Source organism: Sphingobium sp. TomMM7A (genome assembly GCF_055397305.1).
Genome location: NZ_AP027312.1, coordinates 383,756 through 404,106, shown reverse-complemented (window position 1 = coordinate 404,106; position 20,351 = coordinate 383,756). Strand labels below are relative to the sequence as shown.

Below are 20,351 nucleotides of genomic sequence, written 5' to 3'. Positions count from 1 at the left end.
TGTCTCGGAGTATCGAAGATGAAAGAATATACTATCCCGCTCATCATCCGGGGCCGCATCATAGAAGATGACCTGGTCCGCTTTGAAGGACGCCGGGGCGAAATCGCGTTCCTGACCCCCGACGTGAACAAATATCTGGACCAGATCGTCCTGCGCAATGGCGCCGATCTTCAGGATTATTATTCCGTCAGCCTGGACAATATTCTCGACTTCCTGGAGGAATTGGGCCGCAGGCTGCACCCGGACACGAATCCCGACATTCGATTGGCGCTGGAAATGAACATGCAGTCGTCGGGCCAGTCGCCCGACATATTGCGCACCGCCTATGTCTCCTTTGCCGCCAATCTGCGCCGGACCATCGTCGAGGAAGCCGTCGATCAGAATATCGGCCGCGACTATCTGGAAGGCTGGAAGGCGAGACCACTGCACGATCGCGACGCGATGGTGCGCGCCTTTGGATCGCGCATCGTTCACCTGAACGCAGGCAACGCACCCAATGTGGCGTTGCACGCGGTGATCAACGGGGCCGTGCTGCGGTGTGACAATATCGTCAAAAGCCCGTCGAACGACCCTTTCACCGCCGTCGCCATCGCGAAGACGATGATCGCGATGGACCCCGACCACCCAATCACCCGCCACATGACCGTCGCCTATTGGAAGGGCGGGGACCTCGGCTTTGAGAAGAAGCTGTATGACACGCGCAACATCGACAAGATCGTTGCCTGGGGCGGCCCTGCGTCGATGAACCACATCCGCCAGCATCTGACCTCCGGCCTCGACCTGATCGCGCTCGATCCCAAGGTCAGCGCCTCGATCATAGGCGCGGAAGCGTTGGAATCAGAGGAGCAGATGGGCTGGGTCGCGCAGCAGCTGGCCAAGGATTTCGGCTATTTCAATCAGGAAGGCTGCGGCAACAGCCGCCTCGCCTATGTCGTGTGCGGCAGTGATGATGCGTCGCTCGACCGGCTGAACCGCTTTGGCCGGTTGGTGCATGAGGCGTTGCAGGCGCTGCCCGCCGCCTACAGCTCCCCCCACCCCGCGTTCGACCCGGTGTTGCGCGACGAGATAGAGGGCATCCGCTATTCCGACGATTATCGCGTGTTCGGCGTCAAGGCGAATGAGGGCGGCGTTATCGTGTCGCAGCAGGCAGAGGCGGTTGAGTTCAGCGACCGGATCGGCGGGCGCGTCATCAATATCATTCCCGTGCCGGACCTGGATGCCGCAGTGGCCGCCGTTACCATTCACACCCAGACGATCGGCATCTATCCCAATGCGGCGCAAGCGGAAATTGCCGACCGATGCATGTTGCGAGGGGCGCAACGCCTCTCACCACTGGGCTGCATCGCTTATGAAGGGCTGGGCTATCCGCATGATGCCATGGAAATCATGCGCAGGCTCGCCCGCTGGGGTGTTCGCGAGCAATTTGACGAAGCCGTTGCGGAGGCAGGCGCCGGGATGATGTGCGCCGCCTGACGAGGCGGGGCACATTTTGAAGGGGAGCGGGATCATGGATTCTCCGATTGGCCGCTCAATATTACGATCTTCCCCGATCGGGCGGCTCCGGTCAAAGCTCCCCTTCCTTTTTAACGCACGATTAAAGCACCGCCGTCAAATTTGGCGGTATCGCTCGTCGATAAGCTGGACGGCCTCTTCTTCCCAATTGTCCAATATGTGACTGATCTGGTGGCCGATCTCCGACATGATCTGCCCCACCAGCATCGGTGAAAGGACAATGGAGATGATGGAAAAGGCCGCAACTTGCGGGTCGGTGTCCGCCCGATAATATCCCTGGCTCACCAATGTCCGGATCAATTCCTGCATCCGGATGAAGCTGCCTTGTGATTTCTTCTGCCGGTAGGAATGCCACACGGTCGAATAGGGGCGGAAACTTTCGATCAGGACCACGCTGGCCGTGCCCCGGTGAGTTTCCAGCACCTTCATCCAGGCACTGACAATCTTGCGCGTGGCGTCCTGGCAGTCGGTCAGGAACAAGCTGTTGAGGTCATTGAGTATCTGCGCGATGTCGCTGCTCAGATTGTCCAGCGCCGCGTCGATCAGGCCGTTCTTGCCGTGATAATAATAGTGGATCATGCCGGCATTGGTCCCGGCGGCGGACGCGATCTCCCGCGTCGTCAGATCCAGATGACTCTTGTTCCGCAAGCCATGCTCCATTGCATGGAGCAGTTCGTTCGACACTTCGCGGTTGTCGGAGACCGTAGGCCGACCACGCGCGGAACATGCGCCAGGGCGGGCGTCGCCTGCGTTTGTCATGGGTACCTCTCCATCACTTTATCGATGCAGTCACTCCCGCCGACATTGTCCCATGAAAGGAAGAGAGGCGCAACCGCTACCGAAGGTGGCAGCGCTGCGCCTCGCTCATGGGTCGATTGATCTTACTGCGGAAGCTGGTGCAGCGCGCAGAGCTTGTTACCGTCCGGGTCGCGCAGATAGGCAAGGTACAGAGCGCCCATCGGCCCTTCGCGCACGCCCGGGGCATCCTCAATGGAAACGCCGCCATTGGCTACCCCAGCCGCATGCCACGCGTCCGCTTGCTCAGGACCCTGAACGGCGAAACCGATTGTGCCGCCATTGGCATGCGTTGCGGGCTGGCCGTCAATGGGCTTGGTGATCAGCAGCGACAGGCCGTTGTGCATGTAGATCAGCCGTCCGTTATCATCGACGAAGGCCTGTGCGCCGCCCAGCGCCCCAAGCGTCGCGTCATAGAAGCGCTTTGATTTCTCTATGTCATTGCTGCCAAGCACGATGTGCGAAAACATGAAACTCTCTCCATAAAATATCACCCTTGCGGGCGGGAATGTGCAGATGGGAGCTGGGTATATTTCGAAGTAACCGACATCTGTCAATAACAGCATAGACTGTAGATTGACAGATGTTAGTCAATCCGCTGTTCAGGCGGGAGCGAGCGCGTCCTGCTCCGCCTCGCGCAGGCAGGACTGAGCAGCCCTGCGGCCTGTGAACACGCAATCCGCGAGGGAAAGGCCGCTAATGTAGGTGCGCGATGGTATGCTTCCGGTGGCCCGCCCCGCAGCATAAAGGCCCGCTATGATACTGCCATCGGCGCGTCGCACAGCGCCTGTCGCCTCTTCGAGCGCCAACCCTCCCAAAGTATGGAAGGTGATGAAGCTGTAGCGGTTGGCAAGGGACACATTCATGGCGACATAAGGACCGTTGCCGAGCGACTTCAGATGATCCTTCAGCTTTGAAAAGTCGTCGTCATGCCGGTTGCGGACCATGTCTTCATAGCGACGTACAGTCTGGCGCAGACGATTGGGATTGATGCCGCATTTTTCCGCAAGCACGTCCAGGTCCCTCGCGCGCTTAGTGCCGCCGAGCATGAGGTTCAGCATGGCGGGAGCGCCAAAACGCATGAATGCGTCCAGGCCGTCCGTCGCCACCTGGCGCATCGCCTTGCGAATGTCTTTGGTGGACATGATCAGCCACGCCTTGCCCTCCGGCTGATCGGCAATGGCTCGGCCCAGCGTGCCGACATAGACGGCTTCGTTGGCAAACCGCTCCCCTGCCTGATTGACGAGAATGCCATCCAGCAACGCCGCCGGAGGAGATTGGACCCGGCCGACGAACATCGCGTCCATGCCCACGGTATCCGCGCCCAGCGCCGTGCCCAGCTGCACGGCCGTGCCATCGTCACCCAGAGTGCCGAGGCGCATCATGGTCTTGTAATGCTTGCTCAACATGGGCGCATGTTGGCCGAGCATGTCGAGATTGAAGACGAAACCGCCCGTCGAAAGGATAACGCCAGTCTTCGCTCTGATATAGCGCAACTGGCCATGTTCGCGCTCCATGACGCGTGCCGCCTTGCTCGCAGCCTCGGCCTTGCTCTCCTTGAACGGAGCGGTAGGTGGGAACTTGTCGTAATATTTCTGATGCTCGGCATGCTTGGCGGTGGGAAGCTCAAGCGCAGCGACGCCGACGACGCGCCCATCACCATCGATCACGAGGCTCTGGACGATCGTATGCAGCTTCTTGCGAATGGCTGACCGATCCGCGGTCTCGCGCAAGGCGCGATACAGCTTGTTTCCGGTAAAGCCGCGCCCCAGCGTCCGGTGCCCTCGCGGTGCGGGCCGGGCGTCGCGGCAATAGGCCTCCACCTTCTCATTGCCGGAATATTGCAGGAAATAGCCTTCCGGCGGATAGGTCGTCTTTCCGGTGTAAAGTTTGGTCCCGAACACGACGCCATGCGACTGCAACCATTGCAGATTGCCTGCGCTTTGATCGCAAAAGCGTTTCAGTGTCTCCGGCTGAACGACATCGCCGACCTCCAGCCGAAGATATTTCAGCATGTTGTCGGGATCATCCTCAACGCCGTTTTGCCGTTGAATGTCGGTCCCTGCGGCATAAACGACGCCGCCGCTGAAGGCCGTTGCGCCGCCGCCATTGAAGCGGTCTATGGCAATCACGCTGGCGCCGTTTTCCACCAGTTCGAGCGCTGCACAAATTCCCGCACCGCCATAGCCGACCACGACGACGTCAGCCGTGTCGTCCCATTGGAACATGTCCGCATTGTCGATGGAAATCACCGGCTGACCATCTTGGGAAATCATTTCATCTCTCACGCCATCATTTCCTTCGAAGATATTTCCGCGCCGTAGTTCATCATCGATCCGCACAATCCGCTTTTCCGCCAGCGTCCGATTACAACCTCATGCCGCCGCTCGCCTGAATGATCTGTCCGGTGAGCCAGCCCGAGGCCGGGGATGCGAGGAACAGAACGATCTGCGCAATGTCGTCGGCGGTGCCGATACGGCCCAGCGCGGCCATGCTTTTGAACATGCGCATTGCCTCCTCACTGTCCCGATAGCCGTTGATGAGGTCGGTATCGACCGGTCCAGGGGCGACAGCATTGACGCGAATATTGCGCGGCGCAAGCTCTACCGCCATCGAAACCGTGAACGAATTCACCGCCGCTTTGCTCATGGCATAGGCGAAGCCGGGGGGCTGCGCCATCAGCCCGCTCATCGACGAGATATTGACGATCGCGCCACCATCATTGAACCGCTTCAACGCCTGTTGGGTGACCAGTATCGGCGACTTGAAGTTGACCCGATACATGCTGTCGATTTCTTCTTCATCGATCGTGGTGATTGGAGAGGTTCGTCCCGCGCCAGCATTATTGACCAGAATATCAAGCTGCCCTCCAGCCTGTTCGTCAAACTGCTGGAACAGCTGCCTCACCCCTTCGGAATGGCTGAGGTCCGCCTGCACAATCACCGCATCGCCGCCTGCTTCGCGCACTTCGGCCGCCGTCCGTTCGGCGCCTTCACGGCGAGAAGAATAGTGCGCGACGATCCGCGCGCCGCTTCGCGCCAGGGCAACGGCGATCTGCCGCCCGATGCCTCCCGAGGCGCCGGTCACCAGCGCAACCTTCCCGTCCAATACAGCCATCTCACACCTCTCCCAATCAATTGCCCGACGCTTGAGGCCGGGCCAGCCGTCTTCACAAGACGGCGTCTTACGGTGTCATTACGTGACTAATGTCTGACAAACTGTCAATACTGCCCGCATATGTCCTTGATATGCGGTCGGGCTGACAGATAGGGAAAGGCCATTGTGTCTGCCAATCCGCCGTGTCATAGAAGCGTATATAAGACGAATGTCATTTAATTTCTGGAGAGGTCATGACTGAGGAGTTCGACTTCATCATTGTGGGCGCGGGCAGCGCCGGTTGCGTACTTGCAAACAAGCTTTCCGAAAATTCATCGAATCGGGTGCTGCTTCTGGAGGCCGGTGGCGAGAACAAGCACATGTTCGTTCGCATGCCAAAGGGCGTGGCGAAGCTGGTCGGCGACCCGACATTCGCACAATATTTCCCTGTCCAGCAGCCGCGTGAAGAAGGACTGGACGCAAGCGAGATCTGGCTGCGGGGCAGAGGACTGGGCGGATCTTCCGCCATTAACGGCATGATCTATATCCGGGGCCAGCCTGAAGATTACGAGCAGTGGGAAGAGCGCGGCGCGAAGGGATGGGGTTGGAACACCATGCTGCGGTCCTTCAACGCCATTGAAGATCATGAGCTTGGCGCATCCAACGAGCATGGCGTCGGTGGTCCTGTGCATGTCTCGACCTCCAAGTTCCATTATCCGCTTGCAGATCGGATGATCGAGGCGGGCAAGCAAATGGGCTTGCCACGCAACGACGATTTCAACGCCGGGAGCCGGGAAGGCGTCGGCTATTATCATTATAATATCAAGAACGGGCGCAGGCAGAGCGCGGCGGTCGCTTTTCTGGACCCGATACGCCATCGGCCCAATCTGGTGATCCGGACGGGCGTACAGGTTGACCGCATCATCATCGAACAGCGCCGGGCCAAAGGCGTCATGTGCAGGCTCGGCGGGCGCAAGACGGAGTTCCGGTGCCGGGGCGAAGTCATCGTGTCGGCAGGCGCGATCGCATCCCCCAAGCTGCTCCAGCTTTCGGGGATCGGACCAGCCGAGGATTTGAAAGCCGCAGGCGTCGATGTCATCGTGGACAGCCCGGACGTAGGCCGACGGATGCAGGAGCATCCCATCTACGGCATCAACTACGACTTGCAGGGCGAGAAGGGCCTGAACCATCGCTATCGCGGCCTGGGTCTGGCCCGCAGCCTGGCCGAATATTTCCTGTTCAAGGGCGGTCCGATGGCGACGGTCCCGCAGGAAGTCGGCATCTTTGCCCGCAGCCGTCCGAGCGTAGCCCGTCCGGACATTCAGTGCTTCGTTGGTGGCGTCACCCTGGCGCAGGGCGAGGCGGATGTTGCGGTTCCGACCAACGGCGTCAACAAGACGCCTGGCATGATGATCGCCACGGCGATGCTGCGGGCCACCAGCGAGGGTTGTCTTACCATTACGTCGCCCAATGCCGACGATCCTTTGCGCATCCATCCCAACTGGCTGACGACGCAGGAGGATTGCGAGACGGCGGTTGCGATGGTGCGTTTCGTGCGCAAGTTGATGACGCAGCCCGCCATCGCGCCCTTCGTGACTCGCGAGATCGCGCCGGGGCTGAACGGTAATGACAGCGATGACCAGATACTGACGGCGGTGCGCCGCCATCTGAGCTGCGGCACCCATGCCGTGGCAACGTGCCGGATGGGCAGCGATGATGAATCCGTGGTCGATCCACGCACACGCGTTCGCGGAGTGGACGGCCTGCGGGTGATCGACTGTTCGATCATGCCCAACCTGACATCGGGCAACACCAATGCACCGGTAATGGCGATGGCCTGGCATGCGTCATCGCTGATCCTCGAAGACGCACGCTGAAGGCGACGTAGGGCAGCCGCGCGCAAGACCCGCAAAGGGCGTGCGCGGCCAGCCAAAGGATAGAATGCAGGAGAGATAATCGTGACGACCCAATGGGATGAGGAAACAGACGTTCTGGTGGTAGGCTCCGGCGCGGCCGGTTGCTCTGCGGCGCTGGCGGCCCGGACGGCTGGTGCCGAAGTGCTGCTGGTCGAACGCACGGACAAGCTGGGCGGCACGAGCGCGGTTTCAGGCGGCGTGCCGTGGATCCCCAACAACCATCATATGCAGGAGATCGGGCGCAGCGATTCCCGCGAGCAGGCCCTCACCTATCTTCGCCGCATTTCGCTGGGCAAGATGGACGACGTCATGATCGAAACCTTTGTGGACACGGCGCCGCAGGTGCTGCTGTTCCTCGAAAAGGAGACCGATCTTCGCTTCCGCGCGCTCCAGATGCCGGACTATCATCCTGAATTTCCCGGCGGCAATATCGGCCGTTCGGTGACTGCGGGGATTTTCCCCGCTGGGCAGCTTGGCGAATTGCGGCCCGCGCTGCGGGCCAGCGCGCATTTCCCTATCCCCATTTCCATCGCCGATGTGGAGGACGGCATCAACGTGCTGGATTCCGAGATTATCGGCGGGCGCCTCAACGAAGATATGGTCGGCATGGGCGGCGCGTTGATGGCGGGCCTGCTCAAGGGGGCCATGGACCATGGCGTCCGGATCAGGCGCGATGTCCGCGTCCTGCGGCTTGTGCAGGAAGGCGATGTCGTGGTCGGCATAGAGGCGGACAATGACGGCAAGCCCCTGCGTATCGGCGCGAGGAAAGGGGTGATCCTGGCCTGCGGCGGGTATGAGTGGAACGAGGACATGACCCGGCAGTTCCTGCGCGGCCCGATGCATGGCCCCCACAGCCCGCCCTGGAACGAAGGCGATGGGCTGAAGATGGCGATCCAGGCAGGCGCGTCGCTCGGCAACATGTCGGAGGCATGGTGGCAGCCATCAGTGACGATACCGGGCGAAGAATATGACGGGCGGCCGCTCGTCCGGCTGACCGGCATCGAACGCTGCGGTCCCGGATCGATCATCGTCAACCGGACCGGCCGCCGCTTCGTCAACGAAGCCTGCAACTACAATGATATCGGGCGCGTGTTCCAAGCCTTCGATCCTGTGAACTTCGACTATCCCAACCTGCCCGCCTGGCACATCGTCAGCCAGGATTATATGGATCGCTTCCCCTTCCTGACGCGCTATCCGGGCGATCCGGTGCCATCCTGGATGGCAAGCGCCAACACACTGGCCGAACTGGCGGGCAAGATCGGGGTTGATCCCGCCGGGCTGGAGGCAGAGGTAGCGCGCTTTAACGATAATGCCCGCAAGGGCGTCGATCCCGACTTCCATCGCGGTGAAAGCGTCTATGAACTGTATTGGGGCGATGCTCAGGCAGAGGGCGCCGCGAAGACGCTGGGGCCACTCGAACGCGGTCCCTATTATGCGGTCGAAACCAAGATCGGAACGATCGGGACGAAAGGCGGCCCGCGCACCAACGAGCGGGCCGAAGTGCTGAGCCTTTCGGGCGGCATCGTCCCCGGCCTTTACGCGGCGGGCAACGCCATGGCGAGCATCATGGGCATGGCGTATCCAGGGGGCGGTGCGACGCTCGGCCCCGCGCTGACCTTCGGCCACATTGCTGGCCGTGAAGCCGCGTGCGGATCAAACCGCTTCTGAACACCCTGTCGCGCGGAAGCGGCCACGCCCTTCCCGCGATGCTGACGAAGGAATTTCATCATGAATGATCCGAAAATTGTCGCGACCTATTACACGATCGCGGGCGATGCTTATCCCGGCGCGCCGGTCGCCAGCCCTTTTCCGCTGGAACGGCGCGCCGCTGCTGCGGTTGCTGCGGGCTATTACGGCATGGGCCTGTCAGGCGATGATCTGGCCGCGAATGTTGCCTTGCATGGCACGGCGGGCATTCGCCGCATCCTGGACGATGCCGGTGTCCAGTTTCTGGAAATTGAGTGCCTGACGGACTGGTTCGCGCAGGGCGAAGCGCGGGCCGCTTCTGACAAGATGCGTCGCCTATGGCTGGATACCGCCGTCGAGATCGGGACCAAGCATATCAAGATCGTCGGAGACATCAGCGATAGCGGCGTGTCGATGGAGACCATGGCCGCCGACTTCCGGCTGCTCTGCGACCAGGCTGCGGAGGTGGGCGCCCATGTATCGATCGAGGTCTTTCCCCTGGCGAATATTCGGGACCTCAAGTCGGGGCGGCAACTTATCGAAATGGCCGGGACCGATAATGGCGGGCTGTTGATCGACATCTGGCACATGACGCGTCCGGGCATACCCTATGAAGAGGTGGCCGCCCTTCCCGCCAGCTATATCAAGCATGTCGAGCTGGACGACGCGGCGGCTGAAGTCGTTGGCGGTCTTTTCGATGACTCGACCGACAATCGCCTGCTGCCGGGCGAAGGCAGCTTCGATGTACCGGCATTTCTGCGAGCCATCGCGGCGACCGGCTATGACGGCTGCTACGGGATCGAGATATTGTCGCACGAATTCCGCGCGCTTGAGCCGGAGGAAGCAGCGAAGCGATCCTTCGACGCCGTCGCGCGCCAGTTCGCGCTGGCACGGGAAAATGCCTGATCGGCCGTGGCGGTGTCCTCAAACGGGCGCTGCTGCAAGGACCATATGACAGTTTCAGGAGGACAGGGTGCCCGAGCAGGATGGGATTGAAGAGACCGACGTCATCGTGATCGGCTCGGGCGCTGCGGGGCTAGCAGCTGCCCTGAGCGCGCGCCACGCGGGAGCAGATGTCGTCATTCTGGAACGTTCGGAAAAACTGGGCGGGACCACGGCGATGTCGGGGGGCGTCCCCTGGATTCCATGCAACCACCATATGCATGAAGTCGGGACCAGCGACAGCCGCGAGGCGGCGCTCACCTACATGCGCCGTCAGTCCTTGGGCCGCATGGATGACGAGATGATCGAAACCTATGTCGATCAGGGCGCAGACGTCATCAAATTCATCGAAGCACTGACGGACATTCGATTTAGGGCGCTCAAATGGCCCGATTATCATCCCGAGCTGCCCGGCGGGACATTCGGACGGTCCCTGTCGGCGGGGTTGTTTCCCGGTAACAGGTTGGGGGAATTACGGTCGAGATTGCGGAGCAGCCTGACCTTTCCCATTCCGGTGTCGAGCAACGACCTTGAGGACGGCGTCGATATCTTCGACCCTGCCATAATCGGCGACCGGCTGGAAAAGGGGCTGGTGGGCGTCGGCAACGCGCTTGTGGCGGGGCTAACCGCCAGCGTGGTTGAGAAAGGCGTGCGCATCCTGTTCGGCATGCGGGCGCAAAGCTTGGTCATGCATGAAGGCGCGGTCACGGGCGTTGCCGGCAGCAAGGACGGCGAACCTTTCGAGATGCGTGCGCGGCGTGGCGTCATAATCGCCAGCGGTGGCTTTGAGTGGAATGCCGGTCTGGTGAAGGACCTGCTGCGCGGTCCACATGAGGGAGCGGCGAGTCCGCCGGACAATGAGGGCGATGGCCTGTTGATGGCGGCGGAGGCCGGGGCTGCCCTGGCGAACACCGATGAGGCATGGTGGATGCCGATCATGAAGATTCCGGGCGAGGAATATGATGGCAATCCCGCAATCCGTTTCGCGGTAACCGAACTTACAAAGCCAGGGTCGATCATGGTGAACCGCAAAGGGCAGCGGTTCGTGAATGAAGCATGCAATTATAATGATCTTGGCCGCTCCTTTTTCCAGTTCGACGCTCAGACGTTCGACTATCCCAATCGGGAGGCGTGGATCATTTTCCATCAGGCCTATCTGGACAAATACCCAGTGCTCACGCGTTATCCGGGCGATCCCTTGCCGAATTGGATGATACAGGCGGCGTCGCTGCGCGCCCTTGCCGAGCAGATCTGTGTGGACGCCGATGGGCTGGAACATACGGTCGAGCAGTTCAACAGATCAGCTCGTGAGGGGAGCGACCCCGCCTTTCACCGGGGCGAGAGCCAATATGATCGATACCATGGGGATTGGTCGCTGGACGGCGCATTGCAAACCGTCGGGCCGCTGGATCAGGCGCCCTATTATGCCTGCCGGGTGTATCCCGGCGTTCTGGGAACGAAGGGCGGCCCGAAAATCAGCGTCAGAGCGGAAGTGCAGAATTTGCGGGGAGGTAACATCCCTGGCCTCTATGCGGCTGGCAATGCCGCCGCGAGCATTACCGGCATGGCTTATCCCGGAGCGGGCGGAACGATCGGCCCGGCACTGGTCTTCGGCCATATCGCTGGCCGAGAGGCTGCGGTCAGGACGAACCGCAGATAGGCATCCCAAAAATAGATACATATATTTATCGTTCGCATGTTTACTTACTTGACAGCCGTCGTTGATGGTGCTGGAATGCGCTGCCTGATAGAGGTGCAGCAATTAGCACCCAATGCGAAGCGGCCGGAAATGGTACTACTTCATAACAAGGCCAGACAAAGAAAACATAATATTCGCCTTGCCACAATTTCGGTCGAATAACTTATAATTATAATATTTAGTCGAGGGGAAGATCAATGAAGAAGAAGGCATTTTCGATCGTTGGTTTGTTATTGGCGAGCGTGGCCCCCGTGCCCCTGCTTGCCCAGACGGATGCAGCCCCACAAGGTGACGCAGCGTCGACGTCCTCGCCAGTAGGTCTTCAGGAGATCATCGTCACGGCTCAGCGCCGTAGTCAGAATTTGCAGGATGTCCCCGTCGCGGTAACGGCGTTTACGGGAGAAGCTCTGGAAACAAAGGGCATTTTCCGCGTGTCGGACCTCCAACAGGCCGACTCTTCACTGTTCGTCTCACAGATGTCCGGCGTTGTTGTGCCATTCCTGCGCGGCGTCGGAAATCCCGGTGCATCGACACCGGGTAATGAGGCAAGTGTTCCTGTATATATTGACGACGTCTATTATTCACGTCTTGCGAGCGCCTATCTTGAACTGGCGAACATCGAGCGCGTTGAAGTTCTAAAAGGCCCGCAAGGCACGTTGTTCGGCCGCAATTCAACTGGCGGCCTGATGCAGGTATTCACGCGCGATCCCGGCGACACCACTGATCTTTCGGCAACGCTGGGCTATGCAAATTACGACACGATCAGCGGCAAGCTTTATGCGGCGACGCCATTGGGCGAAGGCGTGGCAGCCGGAATCTCCTTCAGCGGTTTGAACCAGGGCGATGGATGGGGCAAAAACCTGTTCACCGGCAAGGATACGTACCGCCGCAAATTCTATAATATCCGATCGAAGGTCGTGTTTGAACCGAGCGACACGACAAAGATCCGCCTGAGCGGCTTTTATACCTATCAGCGGCAGAATCAGGGCAATTCGGTCCGTATCTATCCGGGAACGACCCGTGGCTATCCTCTGGGCTCACCACTTGAGGGCACCCAATATTTCGATCCGCCGGGCTTTTACGATATCAACGAGAATACCGAGATTTTCCATCGTCTGCGCGGTTGGGGTGGTGCGCTCAAAATCGACCAGGAACTGGGCTTTGCGGATTTCACCAGCATCACTTCCTACCGGAAAGCCAAGGAATTACTGAATTATGAGGGCGATCATACCGAATTGAACTGGCTGGCATTTCCGATCAAGATCGGAGACCGGCAGATTACCCAGGAACTTCAGTTGAAGTCTTTGCCTTCATCGAAGATCAGCTGGATATTGGGCCTTTTCTACATGAATTCGCGCACCGACGTGAATATCGCTCTCAATGGTGACGCCCTCACTCTGAACGGTCTTGCCAGCCAGAATATTGGTAGCCAGCAAAGGATCGAGTCTCTGGCTCCCTTCGCACAAGCGACCTTCCCCGTCGTGGATGACAAGACGAATGTCACGCTTGGCCTGCGCTACACGAAAGATCGCGTGGAAGGGAACGGCCGTGTTTCGCTGACACCGCTAGTTGGGGCCGACATTCCAGCTGGAAGCTATCATCAGGTCGCCAACTTCGACAAATGGACCTACAAAGTTTCAGTCGATCACAAATTTACCGACGATATCATGGCGTATGCGACATGGAGTCGCGGCTACAAGTCGGGTACGTTCAATACCATTCCGCTGGCCGCCCCGCCGACCAATCCGGAAACGGTGACGTCCTACGAGGCGGGTTTGAAGATGACCCTGTTCGATCGCAGGGTGCGCGCTAACTTTGCCGCGTTCCGCAACGACATCAAGGACCCACAGGTCCAGCTCGTCCAGCTCGTGGACACGCCAGCTGGGCCAACACCCTTCGTCGCCTTTGCCAATGCAGAAAAGGCGCGGACCAAAGGTTTCGAATTCGACACGACATTTCTGGTGACCGAGCGGCTGACGCTCGACCTGGCGGGGCAGTATCTCTGGGCGAAATTCCTCAGCTTTGACAGTGCGCCGATCAACGTTCCCGTCTTCGCCTCGCCTTGGGGCGTCGCCCTGGCAGTCGGCGATGTGGGTGGAAACCGGCTCTCTCAGACCCCGAAGTGGAAGATCAACGCTGGTTTCAACTATGACCTGCCAACCTCTGTCGGTCAGTTCAGCTTTGCCGGTCAAATGTCCTATCGTTCCAGCCTGAAGTGGGATCCCGACAACATATTGACGGAACCGAAGCTGACCCTGTTCAACGGCAGCATCTCGTTCAAGCCGGAATTCAATGACAAGCTGACCTTCCGCTTGTGGGGCGCGAACCTCACCAATGAGAAATATTTCAACAACGAAATTCCGCAGACCGATACGCCCGCCGGTGATCTGGGCGGCGTTGGTGATCCGCGGACGTACGGGGTCGAAGTCCGCTTCGATCTCTGATCACGGGCGCCTGCATGGTTGCTGAAAAATAAAAGGATGACCCGCGCCAGGTTAAACTGGCGCGGGTCATGAACATAGCCGGTATCGCCATATCTATGGTCGACAGGGTGCCTTTGCGCCCTTTTCCCGCTTTTTGGAGGCGATTATGCTCCTACACGAAGATTACCCCCACACAGTTCCAGCCCGAGCCTGGTTGCGTTGGAAAGAAAATTACTTCTGGGTCTTCATGGACCCCGATCGCGACCTATGCTGCCTTGCGCATAGTACGGCAGAGCCGACCTTTGACCGGGCTTTTGCCTCCTTTACCGTGCTGCATAAGGATGTGAAGGTTAGCCATAGCGGCGAGGTTCCTCTGCCCCAGCCGTTCGAACATCAGAAGCTGCTGCGCTACGGCAATCAGACGGTGCATTTCCTGAAGCCGCAGGAAGAGTTTCTTGTTGAATATGAGGACGAGAATGTTGCGGCATCACTGCGGTTTACCCGGCGCATGCATTTGTTCGACTTCCTCGCCTGCGCGGACGTCAATCCTGACCAGTTCTCCATTTCGGAGAATACCGCGCTCGATAAATCCGGCTTTCGCCATCAGGGTCAATGCATGAATGCAACCGGCAAGGTGACCTTCAAGACAGGAGAGCTTGCGGGTGTGTCTGTTGACGTCGATGGATCGGGCTATCGCGACCACAGCTGGGGCATGCGCAATGACCAGATTGTGATGGATCACAATTGGTCCTTCTTCAATTTCCCTTCCATGGGCTTCCACCTTTTCACGGTGCGTAACATCGTTCGTCCTGAGAATATGACGGCGGAAGGCTATATCGCGCGGCCGGAGGGGAATGAGGTCATCAAGACGCTCAGGATCGAGAATGTCGGCGAAGGGCCGGAAGGGATGCCCGACAAGGTCATATTCCACACCATGACGCTTGGCGGCGAGACATTCACCCTGACCGCTGATGTCGGCAACGCCTTCGCCCGCCTGCCGCTGCATTCGCAGAAGCCCGGTGCCAAGGTCTATTATAATGTCGAAAATATGTGCCGGGTGAGGTGTGAAGAGACCGGCGAGGAAGGTCTGGCCAATGTCGAGATCGGCACATTGAAGGACGTATGAAGCGCTGACACGCCCTCCGGCTGGAAATATATGCCGGATGGCGCGTCCCTCTAAGCCTCCCGAATATGAGCGCCGGGGATCGTCCGTTCGTAGCAGCCATAGCCCTTCACCGTCCCGTTGAGAAGGAGGCTGACGGACTGCTCGTCAACCACGCGCGTTGGACCCGGATCGGTAGGATAGACGCCGACATATGTGTCGTTGGGCGAGGCGAGCGACAGGTAGGAGCTGCCGTGGAATGCGGCCGTGTCGATGACCAGCGTGCCGTTCTCATAACTCAGCACCGTCCGGATCAGCTTTTGGTCGTCACCCACATGGTTGCATCGTTCGATCTGTTCGATCCTGGCTTCGAAGCTCTTGCCATCCTCGTAGATGACGGCCTCTGAAAACACGACCTGTTCACCCGGATCGATTTCCGCATCGAAGAGCAGGAAGGACAAGCCGTTTTCAAAATAGCCCTGAAACCACTGATGGCTGTGCAGATTGCGGTTGTCGCGCCCGCCAAGGCTATGATCCCGGTTCGCCATCGCGTTGAAGGTGAACTGCTCGCTGCCGACGCGGATTGATCCTGAAAGAAGACCGGGCTGTTCGATGTGGCCAGCGGGGAGAAATTCCTGCAACGCGCCCACCTTATGGAGATCCCAGATGTCGGCGGTCGATGTGAAGGTCAGGTCGAACGAAGCAGGCGTGCGTCGTCCGTCTCCCACCAGCCCGTCGAGCATCTGCGCGGCGGGAACACGCATCACGCCACCGTTGAAGCGGTAGGTCAGCTTGCGTCCAGGCTCCACGATCCGCACCGCCAGATGAGGGCCGCCCGGCCCGTCCTCAGCGGCATGCGCATTGCCGATCGCTCGATGGGCGATCACCGTGTTGTCGGGCAAGCGGATGATGACGACCTCACGAAAGAGGGTTAGGTCATGATGCCAACGGCCGATGTGGAACCAGAGGCCCACGCCCGATTGCGGATCGAACCCGGCGAGGCAGAAATTCTCGCTCCAATTGTCGATATCGGGAAAGGCGCCCTCCCAAGGCGTTTCCTTCAGCGGGATGTGCATGATCTTCTCCAACGCAGGGGGAGCGCCCACGCCTTTAGCGGACGGAGGGAAACACCGGCGCGCGCTTTTCGAGAAAGGCTGTCACGCCCTCTTCGAAATCAGCGTCGCCGACGCAGGCGACGATGCCGTCTGTTTCTGCATCAAGGACCTGCGCAAGGCTGCGCGCGGCCGCTTCATTGACCAGCTTTTTCGCGGCCACGACGGCGCGCTGCGGCGCCTGCGCGAGGCGGCGGGCGATCTTCATCGCTTCCCCTTCCAGCGCTTCTGCTTCAACGATCTTGTGGAGCATGCCCAAGCGGTGCGCTTCAGCGGCATCGACCTTTGCCCCCGTCAGCAGCAGCATGCGGGCCATGCGCGTTCCCACCACCTGCGGAAGCACCGCTGTCACGCCGCCATCGGGACTGAGTCCGACACGCTGGTGGGCGAAGACGAAAGTCGCGCTTTCGTCGCCAATCGCATAGTCGGCGATCAGGGGGTAGAACAGTCCCGCGCCCGCGACCGCTCCCCGTACCGAGACAAGGATTGGCCGATCGAACGCGACGACGGCCTCCACCAAGTGTCGGGCCAAGGGCAGGCGGCGCGCGAAGTCCGCCTGCCGCATCTCCACCTCCTGCTTGATCGACTCTGCAAAGCTTGCGACGTCGCCGCCCGCCGAAAAAACCTTGCCCTCGCCCCGGACCAGGATGCAGCGCACGGTTCGATCCGCCTGCGCCGCGCGGAAAAGTTCAGTCAGCAGCGGCACCATCGCCTTGGGAATGGCGTTGCCCTGTTGCGGCCGGTTGAATGACAGACGCAGGACGCCATCTTCCAAATCGACCAGATAGCTTTCGTCCGGCGCCGATTGAAGCATGCCCGATATTCCTTCCCTGCTGATCAGGCCAGCGCTTTGCGAACGGCGGCCTGGATCGTATCGGCGCTGGGCGCGAACGCCTGCTCCAGCGGTTTGGAAAATGGCACGGCGCAATAGGCTGCCCCCACCCGCTGGACCGGGCCTTTAAGCGTGCCCCACAGTTCCTCGGAGATGACCGATGCGATTTCGGCGCCGATGCCGAACTGCTTCACCGCCTCATGCACGACAACCGCCCGGCCGGTCTTGCGCACGGAGGCAAGCACGGTTTCGCGATCCCAGGGCGAGATGGTGCGCAGGTCGATGACCTCGACCGAGATTCCCTCCGCTGCCAGTGCGTCCGCCACGGCCAGGCTGAGCGTCACCATCAGAGAATGCGCGATGATCGTCACATTGGCGCCTTCGCGAGCGATGCGCGCCTTGCCGATCGGCACCAGCTGCTTGGTCACCGGCGCGGGGGTCCAGTAGCTTGGCATATTCTCGATGAACAGCACCGGATCGGGGTCGTCGATCGCCGCCCGCATCAGGCCATAGGCATCGTCAGGGGTCGAGGGGGCGACCACCTTTATGCCTGCCGTATGGGCGAACCATGCCTCAAGATAGTCACTATGCTGGCCGCCGGTCGAGAAGCCCGACCCCGTCATTGTGCGGATGACCATGGGCACGCCGGTCTGGCCGCCCGACATGAAGCGAAGCTTTGCCGCATGGTTGAAGATCATGTCCATCGGGACCGCGATGAAGTTCATCAGCATGATCTCGGCCACCGGCTTGTACCCGCCCACGGCCGCGCCGATCGCCGCGCCGATGATCGCCTGTTCGGATATGGGCGTGGATTTGACGCGCTCTTCGCCGAAGCGGGTGGATAGACCCTTGGTCACGCCCATGACGCCGCCATCCTGCGGATCGGCGACATCCTCGCCAAGGACGATCACCTTGGAATCGGCCTCCATGGCATCGTGAAGCGCCAGGTTGATGGCTTCCACCATCGTCATCTTCTTGGGTTCGGTGTCCTGCGACGCGGGTGAAGCCTGCGCGGCGGATGCAGTGATTGTGTCGGTCATTGCCATTACCTCAAGCGATTTCTTCAGCGAACACGTCACGCTTCAGTTCGGCGACGTCGGGGAAGTCTGCCGCCATGGCGGCTTCGATCGCGGCCACGATCCGGCTGTCCGCGTCCTTTTCGATCTCAGCCAGGTCCGCTTCCGTGGCGATGCCTTCCGACAGCAGCCGGGCGCGCAGGACTGGCATCGGGTCCTTGGTCTGCGCCTCGGCATAGATGGCCTTGTCCATATAATGGCCCGCCTCCCCGAGGATATGACCATTGAAGCGGAAGGTCATGGCCTCGATCAGCGTCGGCCCCTCCCCTGCCCGGGCGCGTTCGATTGCAACCTTGGCAGCGCCGTACATCTCATCCGGATCGTTCCCGTCCACGGTCACACCGGGCATGCCGTAAGCCGCAGCCCGATCCGAAATGCGGTCGATCGCCCGCGAATATTCGGGAGCCGTATGTTCGGCATAATGGTTGTTCTGGCACAGGAAAATGACGGGCAGCTTCCACACGGCCGCCATGTTCATCGATTCATGGAAGGCGCCGATGTTGGTAGCCCCGTCGCCAAAGTTCGCGACGGAAACCCGGTTGCGGCCGTCGAGCTTCGCTGCCCAGCCAAGGCCGGTGGCGATCGGCATGGACGATCCCACGATGCCGGTCGTCACCATCATGCCCTTTCCAGGGCAGGTCAGGTGCATCGGCCCACCCTTGCCCTTGCACGTGCCGGTTACCTTGCCTGCAAGTTCCGCCCATAGCTCATCCAGAGGAAAACCCTTGGCGAGCATGTCGTGGATGCCGCGATAGATGGTGCAGATATAATCGTCATCATCCAGGCTGACGGAAATCGCCGAGGGGATGATTTCCTGCCCGCGTGGGCTGTAATAGGGCATCACCAGCTTGCCCGCCATCATCTGCTTGATGACATGTTCGTCATTCTGCTTGATGAGCGTTGCCTTGCGATAGATTTCCAGGAGCGTTGCCGCGTCTGGTTTTGGCCAATTGGACATGTCATCCACTCCAGCTGATTTTCTTAATAGGACTTCGGCAGATCCAGAACTTTTTCGGCGATGAAGCTCAGGATCAGTTGCTCGGTGATCGGCGCGATCCGCATCAGGATCGACTCGCGGAACAGCCTTTCCACCTGATATTCGGTCGAATAGCCCATGCCGCCATGCGTCATGACGGCGCGAGTGCAAGCGTCAAAGGCAGCGCGGCCGCCCAGGAACTTGCCCGCATTGGCCTCCGCGCCGCAGGATTTACCCGTGTCATACAGGTGCGCCGCCCGCATGATCATCCAGTAGGCGGATTCCAGATAGGTCCAGTTTTCCGCCAGCGGATGTTGGATGCCCTGATTCTGGCCGATATAGCGGCCGAACACCTTCCGCTCGCCGGCATATTTGGCCGCTCGCGCCAATGCTCCCCGGCCCAGCCCGACCGCTTCGATGCCAACGAGTATGCGTTCGGGATTGAGGCTGTGCAGGATGTAATGGAACCCCTTGCCCTCTTCACCGATCCTGTCCTCATCCGGCACGAAATAATCATCGATGAAGGTGGCGTTGGAATCCACCGCGTTCCGGCCCATCTTGGGGATACGGCGCACCTCAATCTGACTCTTGTCGAGGTCGGTGTAGAACAGCGTCATGCCGTCGGTCGGCTTCTTGCATTGTTCCTTGGGCGTCGTGCGGGTCAGCAGCAGGATTTTGTTCGCGACCTGCCCGGACGATGTCCAGATTTTGCGGCCAGTGACGCGATATCCGCCCGGCACCTTCGTCGCGAAGGTCTTGATGCTTGTGGTGTCGAGCCCGGCGTCCGGCTCCGTCACGCCGAAGCAGGCGCGATCCGTGCCCGCGATCAGCGGTTCGAGCATCCGCTTCTTCTGCTCGGCCGTGCCGTGAACCACCACGGCATGGGGGCCGAAGATGTTGAGGTGGATCGTGCTCGCCGCCGAATAGCCGCCTGCGCTTGCCGACACTTCGTGCATCATGATGGCGGCTTCGGTTACGCCCAGATTGGCGCCGCCAAATTCCTCCGGCATGGTGATGCCCAACCATCCGGCATCAGCCATCGCCTTGTGGAATTCGGATGGGAAGGTCTTTTCATCTTCGCAGCGGGACCAATAATCGTCGCCGAACTGGTCGCACACCTTCCGGACACTGTCACGGATGGCTTCCTGTTCTTCTGATAAGCTTATATCCACTGCACTGCTCTC

General features: G+C 60.0%; 16 protein-coding genes. 7 read left to right on the top strand and 9 right to left on the bottom strand.

The window, feature by feature from the left end:
* Positions 1 to 18 precede the first annotated feature (18 nt).
* The gene (locus ACZ5ZH_RS14645) at positions 19 to 1,473 is read left to right on the top strand and encodes an acyl-CoA reductase (protein ID WP_464772799.1); all 1,455 of its coding nucleotides are present in this window, start codon (positions 19 to 21) and stop codon (positions 1,471 to 1,473) included.
* A gap of 135 nt (positions 1,474 to 1,608) precedes the next feature.
* Here the strand turns inward: ACZ5ZH_RS14645 and ACZ5ZH_RS14640 are convergent, their stop codons facing one another.
* The 4 genes from ACZ5ZH_RS14640 to ACZ5ZH_RS14625 form a co-directional block, all read right to left on the bottom strand.
* Complete coding sequence (locus ACZ5ZH_RS14640) at positions 1,609 to 2,271, bottom strand: TetR/AcrR family transcriptional regulator (RefSeq protein ID WP_449468926.1); 663 nt, start codon at positions 2,269 to 2,271, stop codon at positions 1,609 to 1,611.
* 122 nt (positions 2,272 to 2,393) lie between these two features.
* A complete protein-coding gene (locus ACZ5ZH_RS14635; RefSeq protein WP_460988908.1) occupies positions 2,394 to 2,777 on the bottom strand; it encodes a VOC family protein in 384 nt (127 codons plus the stop codon).
* Positions 2,778 to 2,909: 132 nt separating this feature from the next.
* Positions 2,910 to 4,583, bottom strand: coding sequence for an FAD-binding protein (locus tag ACZ5ZH_RS14630; protein WP_464772798.1), 1,674 nt, complete (start codon positions 4,581 to 4,583; stop codon positions 2,910 to 2,912).
* 91 nt (positions 4,584 to 4,674) lie between these two features.
* Positions 4,675 to 5,424 carry an SDR family NAD(P)-dependent oxidoreductase gene (locus ACZ5ZH_RS14625; RefSeq protein WP_464772797.1) on the bottom strand — a complete coding sequence of 250 codons (750 nt, stop codon included), beginning with the start codon at positions 5,422 to 5,424 and terminating at the stop codon, positions 4,675 to 4,677.
* Between the two features lie 233 nt (positions 5,425 to 5,657).
* On the opposite strand from ACZ5ZH_RS14625, the gene ACZ5ZH_RS14620 reads away from it, so the two are divergent.
* The 6 genes from ACZ5ZH_RS14620 (at position 5,658) to ACZ5ZH_RS14595 (ending at position 15,195) form a co-directional block, all read left to right on the top strand.
* Complete coding sequence (locus ACZ5ZH_RS14620; RefSeq protein ID WP_464772796.1) at positions 5,658 to 7,280, top strand: GMC family oxidoreductase; 1,623 nt, start codon at positions 5,658 to 5,660, stop codon at positions 7,278 to 7,280.
* An 81-nt stretch (positions 7,281 to 7,361) separates the two neighbouring features.
* Complete coding sequence (locus ACZ5ZH_RS14615; RefSeq protein ID WP_464772795.1) at positions 7,362 to 8,987, top strand: FAD-dependent oxidoreductase; 1,626 nt, start codon at positions 7,362 to 7,364, stop codon at positions 8,985 to 8,987.
* A gap of 60 nt (positions 8,988 to 9,047) precedes the next feature.
* Positions 9,048 to 9,911 (top strand): sugar phosphate isomerase/epimerase family protein, encoded by an 864-nt coding sequence (locus ACZ5ZH_RS14610; RefSeq protein ID WP_464772794.1) that lies wholly within the window; start codon positions 9,048 to 9,050, stop codon positions 9,909 to 9,911.
* A gap of 67 nt (positions 9,912 to 9,978) precedes the next feature.
* On the top strand, positions 9,979 to 11,607 hold the full coding sequence (locus tag ACZ5ZH_RS14605; RefSeq protein WP_464772793.1) for an FAD-dependent oxidoreductase: 1,629 nt from the start codon (positions 9,979 to 9,981) through the stop codon (positions 11,605 to 11,607).
* Positions 11,608 to 11,843: 236 nt separating this feature from the next.
* Complete coding sequence (locus tag ACZ5ZH_RS14600; RefSeq protein ID WP_464772792.1) at positions 11,844 to 14,090, top strand: TonB-dependent receptor; 2,247 nt, start codon at positions 11,844 to 11,846, stop codon at positions 14,088 to 14,090.
* Positions 14,091 to 14,316: 226 nt separating this feature from the next.
* On the top strand, positions 14,317 to 15,195 hold the full coding sequence (locus ACZ5ZH_RS14595; protein ID WP_464772791.1) for a hypothetical protein: 879 nt from the start codon (positions 14,317 to 14,319) through the stop codon (positions 15,193 to 15,195).
* A 50-nt stretch (positions 15,196 to 15,245) separates the two neighbouring features.
* Here the strand turns inward: ACZ5ZH_RS14595 and ACZ5ZH_RS14590 are convergent, their stop codons facing one another.
* The 5 genes from ACZ5ZH_RS14590 to ACZ5ZH_RS14570 form a co-directional block, all read right to left on the bottom strand.
* Complete coding sequence (locus ACZ5ZH_RS14590) at positions 15,246 to 16,247, bottom strand: hypothetical protein (RefSeq protein WP_464772790.1); 1,002 nt, start codon at positions 16,245 to 16,247, stop codon at positions 15,246 to 15,248.
* Positions 16,248 to 16,281: 34 nt separating this feature from the next.
* Complete coding sequence (locus tag ACZ5ZH_RS14585; RefSeq protein ID WP_464772789.1) at positions 16,282 to 17,097, bottom strand: enoyl-CoA hydratase/isomerase family protein; 816 nt, start codon at positions 17,095 to 17,097, stop codon at positions 16,282 to 16,284.
* Positions 17,098 to 17,120: 23 nt separating this feature from the next.
* The gene (locus ACZ5ZH_RS14580; protein ID WP_464773290.1) at positions 17,121 to 18,086 is read right to left on the bottom strand and encodes an alpha-ketoacid dehydrogenase subunit beta; all 966 of its coding nucleotides are present in this window, start codon (positions 18,084 to 18,086) and stop codon (positions 17,121 to 17,123) included.
* Between the two features lie 79 nt (positions 18,087 to 18,165).
* A complete protein-coding gene (locus tag ACZ5ZH_RS14575) occupies positions 18,166 to 19,149 on the bottom strand; it encodes a thiamine pyrophosphate-dependent dehydrogenase E1 component subunit alpha (RefSeq protein WP_464772788.1) in 984 nt (327 codons plus the stop codon).
* 23 nt (positions 19,150 to 19,172) lie between these two features.
* Entirely contained in the window at positions 19,173 to 20,339 is a 1,167-nt protein-coding gene (locus tag ACZ5ZH_RS14570) for an acyl-CoA dehydrogenase family protein (protein ID WP_449468906.1), read from the bottom strand.
* Between the last annotated feature and the right edge of the window lie 12 nt (positions 20,340 to 20,351).

Bases quoted from the DNA above. Each gene is read 5' to 3' on its own strand.
- ACZ5ZH_RS14645 (WP_464772799.1), top strand. From the start codon at position 19: ATGAAAGAATATACTATCCCGCTCATCATCCGGGGCCGCATCATAGAA.
- ACZ5ZH_RS14640 (WP_449468926.1), bottom strand. From the start codon at position 2,271: ATGACAAACGCAGGCGACGCCCGCCCTGGCGCATGTTCCGCGCGTGGT.
- ACZ5ZH_RS14635 (WP_460988908.1), bottom strand. From the start codon at position 2,777: ATGTTTTCGCACATCGTGCTTGGCAGCAATGACATAGAGAAATCAAAG.
- ACZ5ZH_RS14630 (WP_464772798.1), bottom strand. From the start codon at position 4,583: ATGATTTCCCAAGATGGTCAGCCGGTGATTTCCATCGACAATGCGGAC.
- ACZ5ZH_RS14625 (WP_464772797.1), bottom strand. From the start codon at position 5,424: ATGGCTGTATTGGACGGGAAGGTTGCGCTGGTGACCGGCGCCTCGGGA.
- ACZ5ZH_RS14620 (WP_464772796.1), top strand. From the start codon at position 5,658: ATGACTGAGGAGTTCGACTTCATCATTGTGGGCGCGGGCAGCGCCGGT.
- ACZ5ZH_RS14610 (WP_464772794.1), top strand. From the start codon at position 9,048: ATGAATGATCCGAAAATTGTCGCGACCTATTACACGATCGCGGGCGAT.
- ACZ5ZH_RS14600 (WP_464772792.1), top strand. From the start codon at position 11,844: ATGAAGAAGAAGGCATTTTCGATCGTTGGTTTGTTATTGGCGAGCGTG.
- ACZ5ZH_RS14595 (WP_464772791.1), top strand. From the start codon at position 14,317: ATGGACCCCGATCGCGACCTATGCTGCCTTGCGCATAGTACGGCAGAG.
- ACZ5ZH_RS14590 (WP_464772790.1), bottom strand. From the start codon at position 16,247: ATGCACATCCCGCTGAAGGAAACGCCTTGGGAGGGCGCCTTTCCCGAT.
- ACZ5ZH_RS14585 (WP_464772789.1), bottom strand. From the start codon at position 17,097: ATGCTTCAATCGGCGCCGGACGAAAGCTATCTGGTCGATTTGGAAGAT.
- ACZ5ZH_RS14580 (WP_464773290.1), bottom strand. From the start codon at position 18,086: ATGACGATGGTGGAAGCCATCAACCTGGCGCTTCACGATGCCATGGAG.
- ACZ5ZH_RS14575 (WP_464772788.1), bottom strand. From the start codon at position 19,149: ATGTCCAATTGGCCAAAACCAGACGCGGCAACGCTCCTGGAAATCTAT.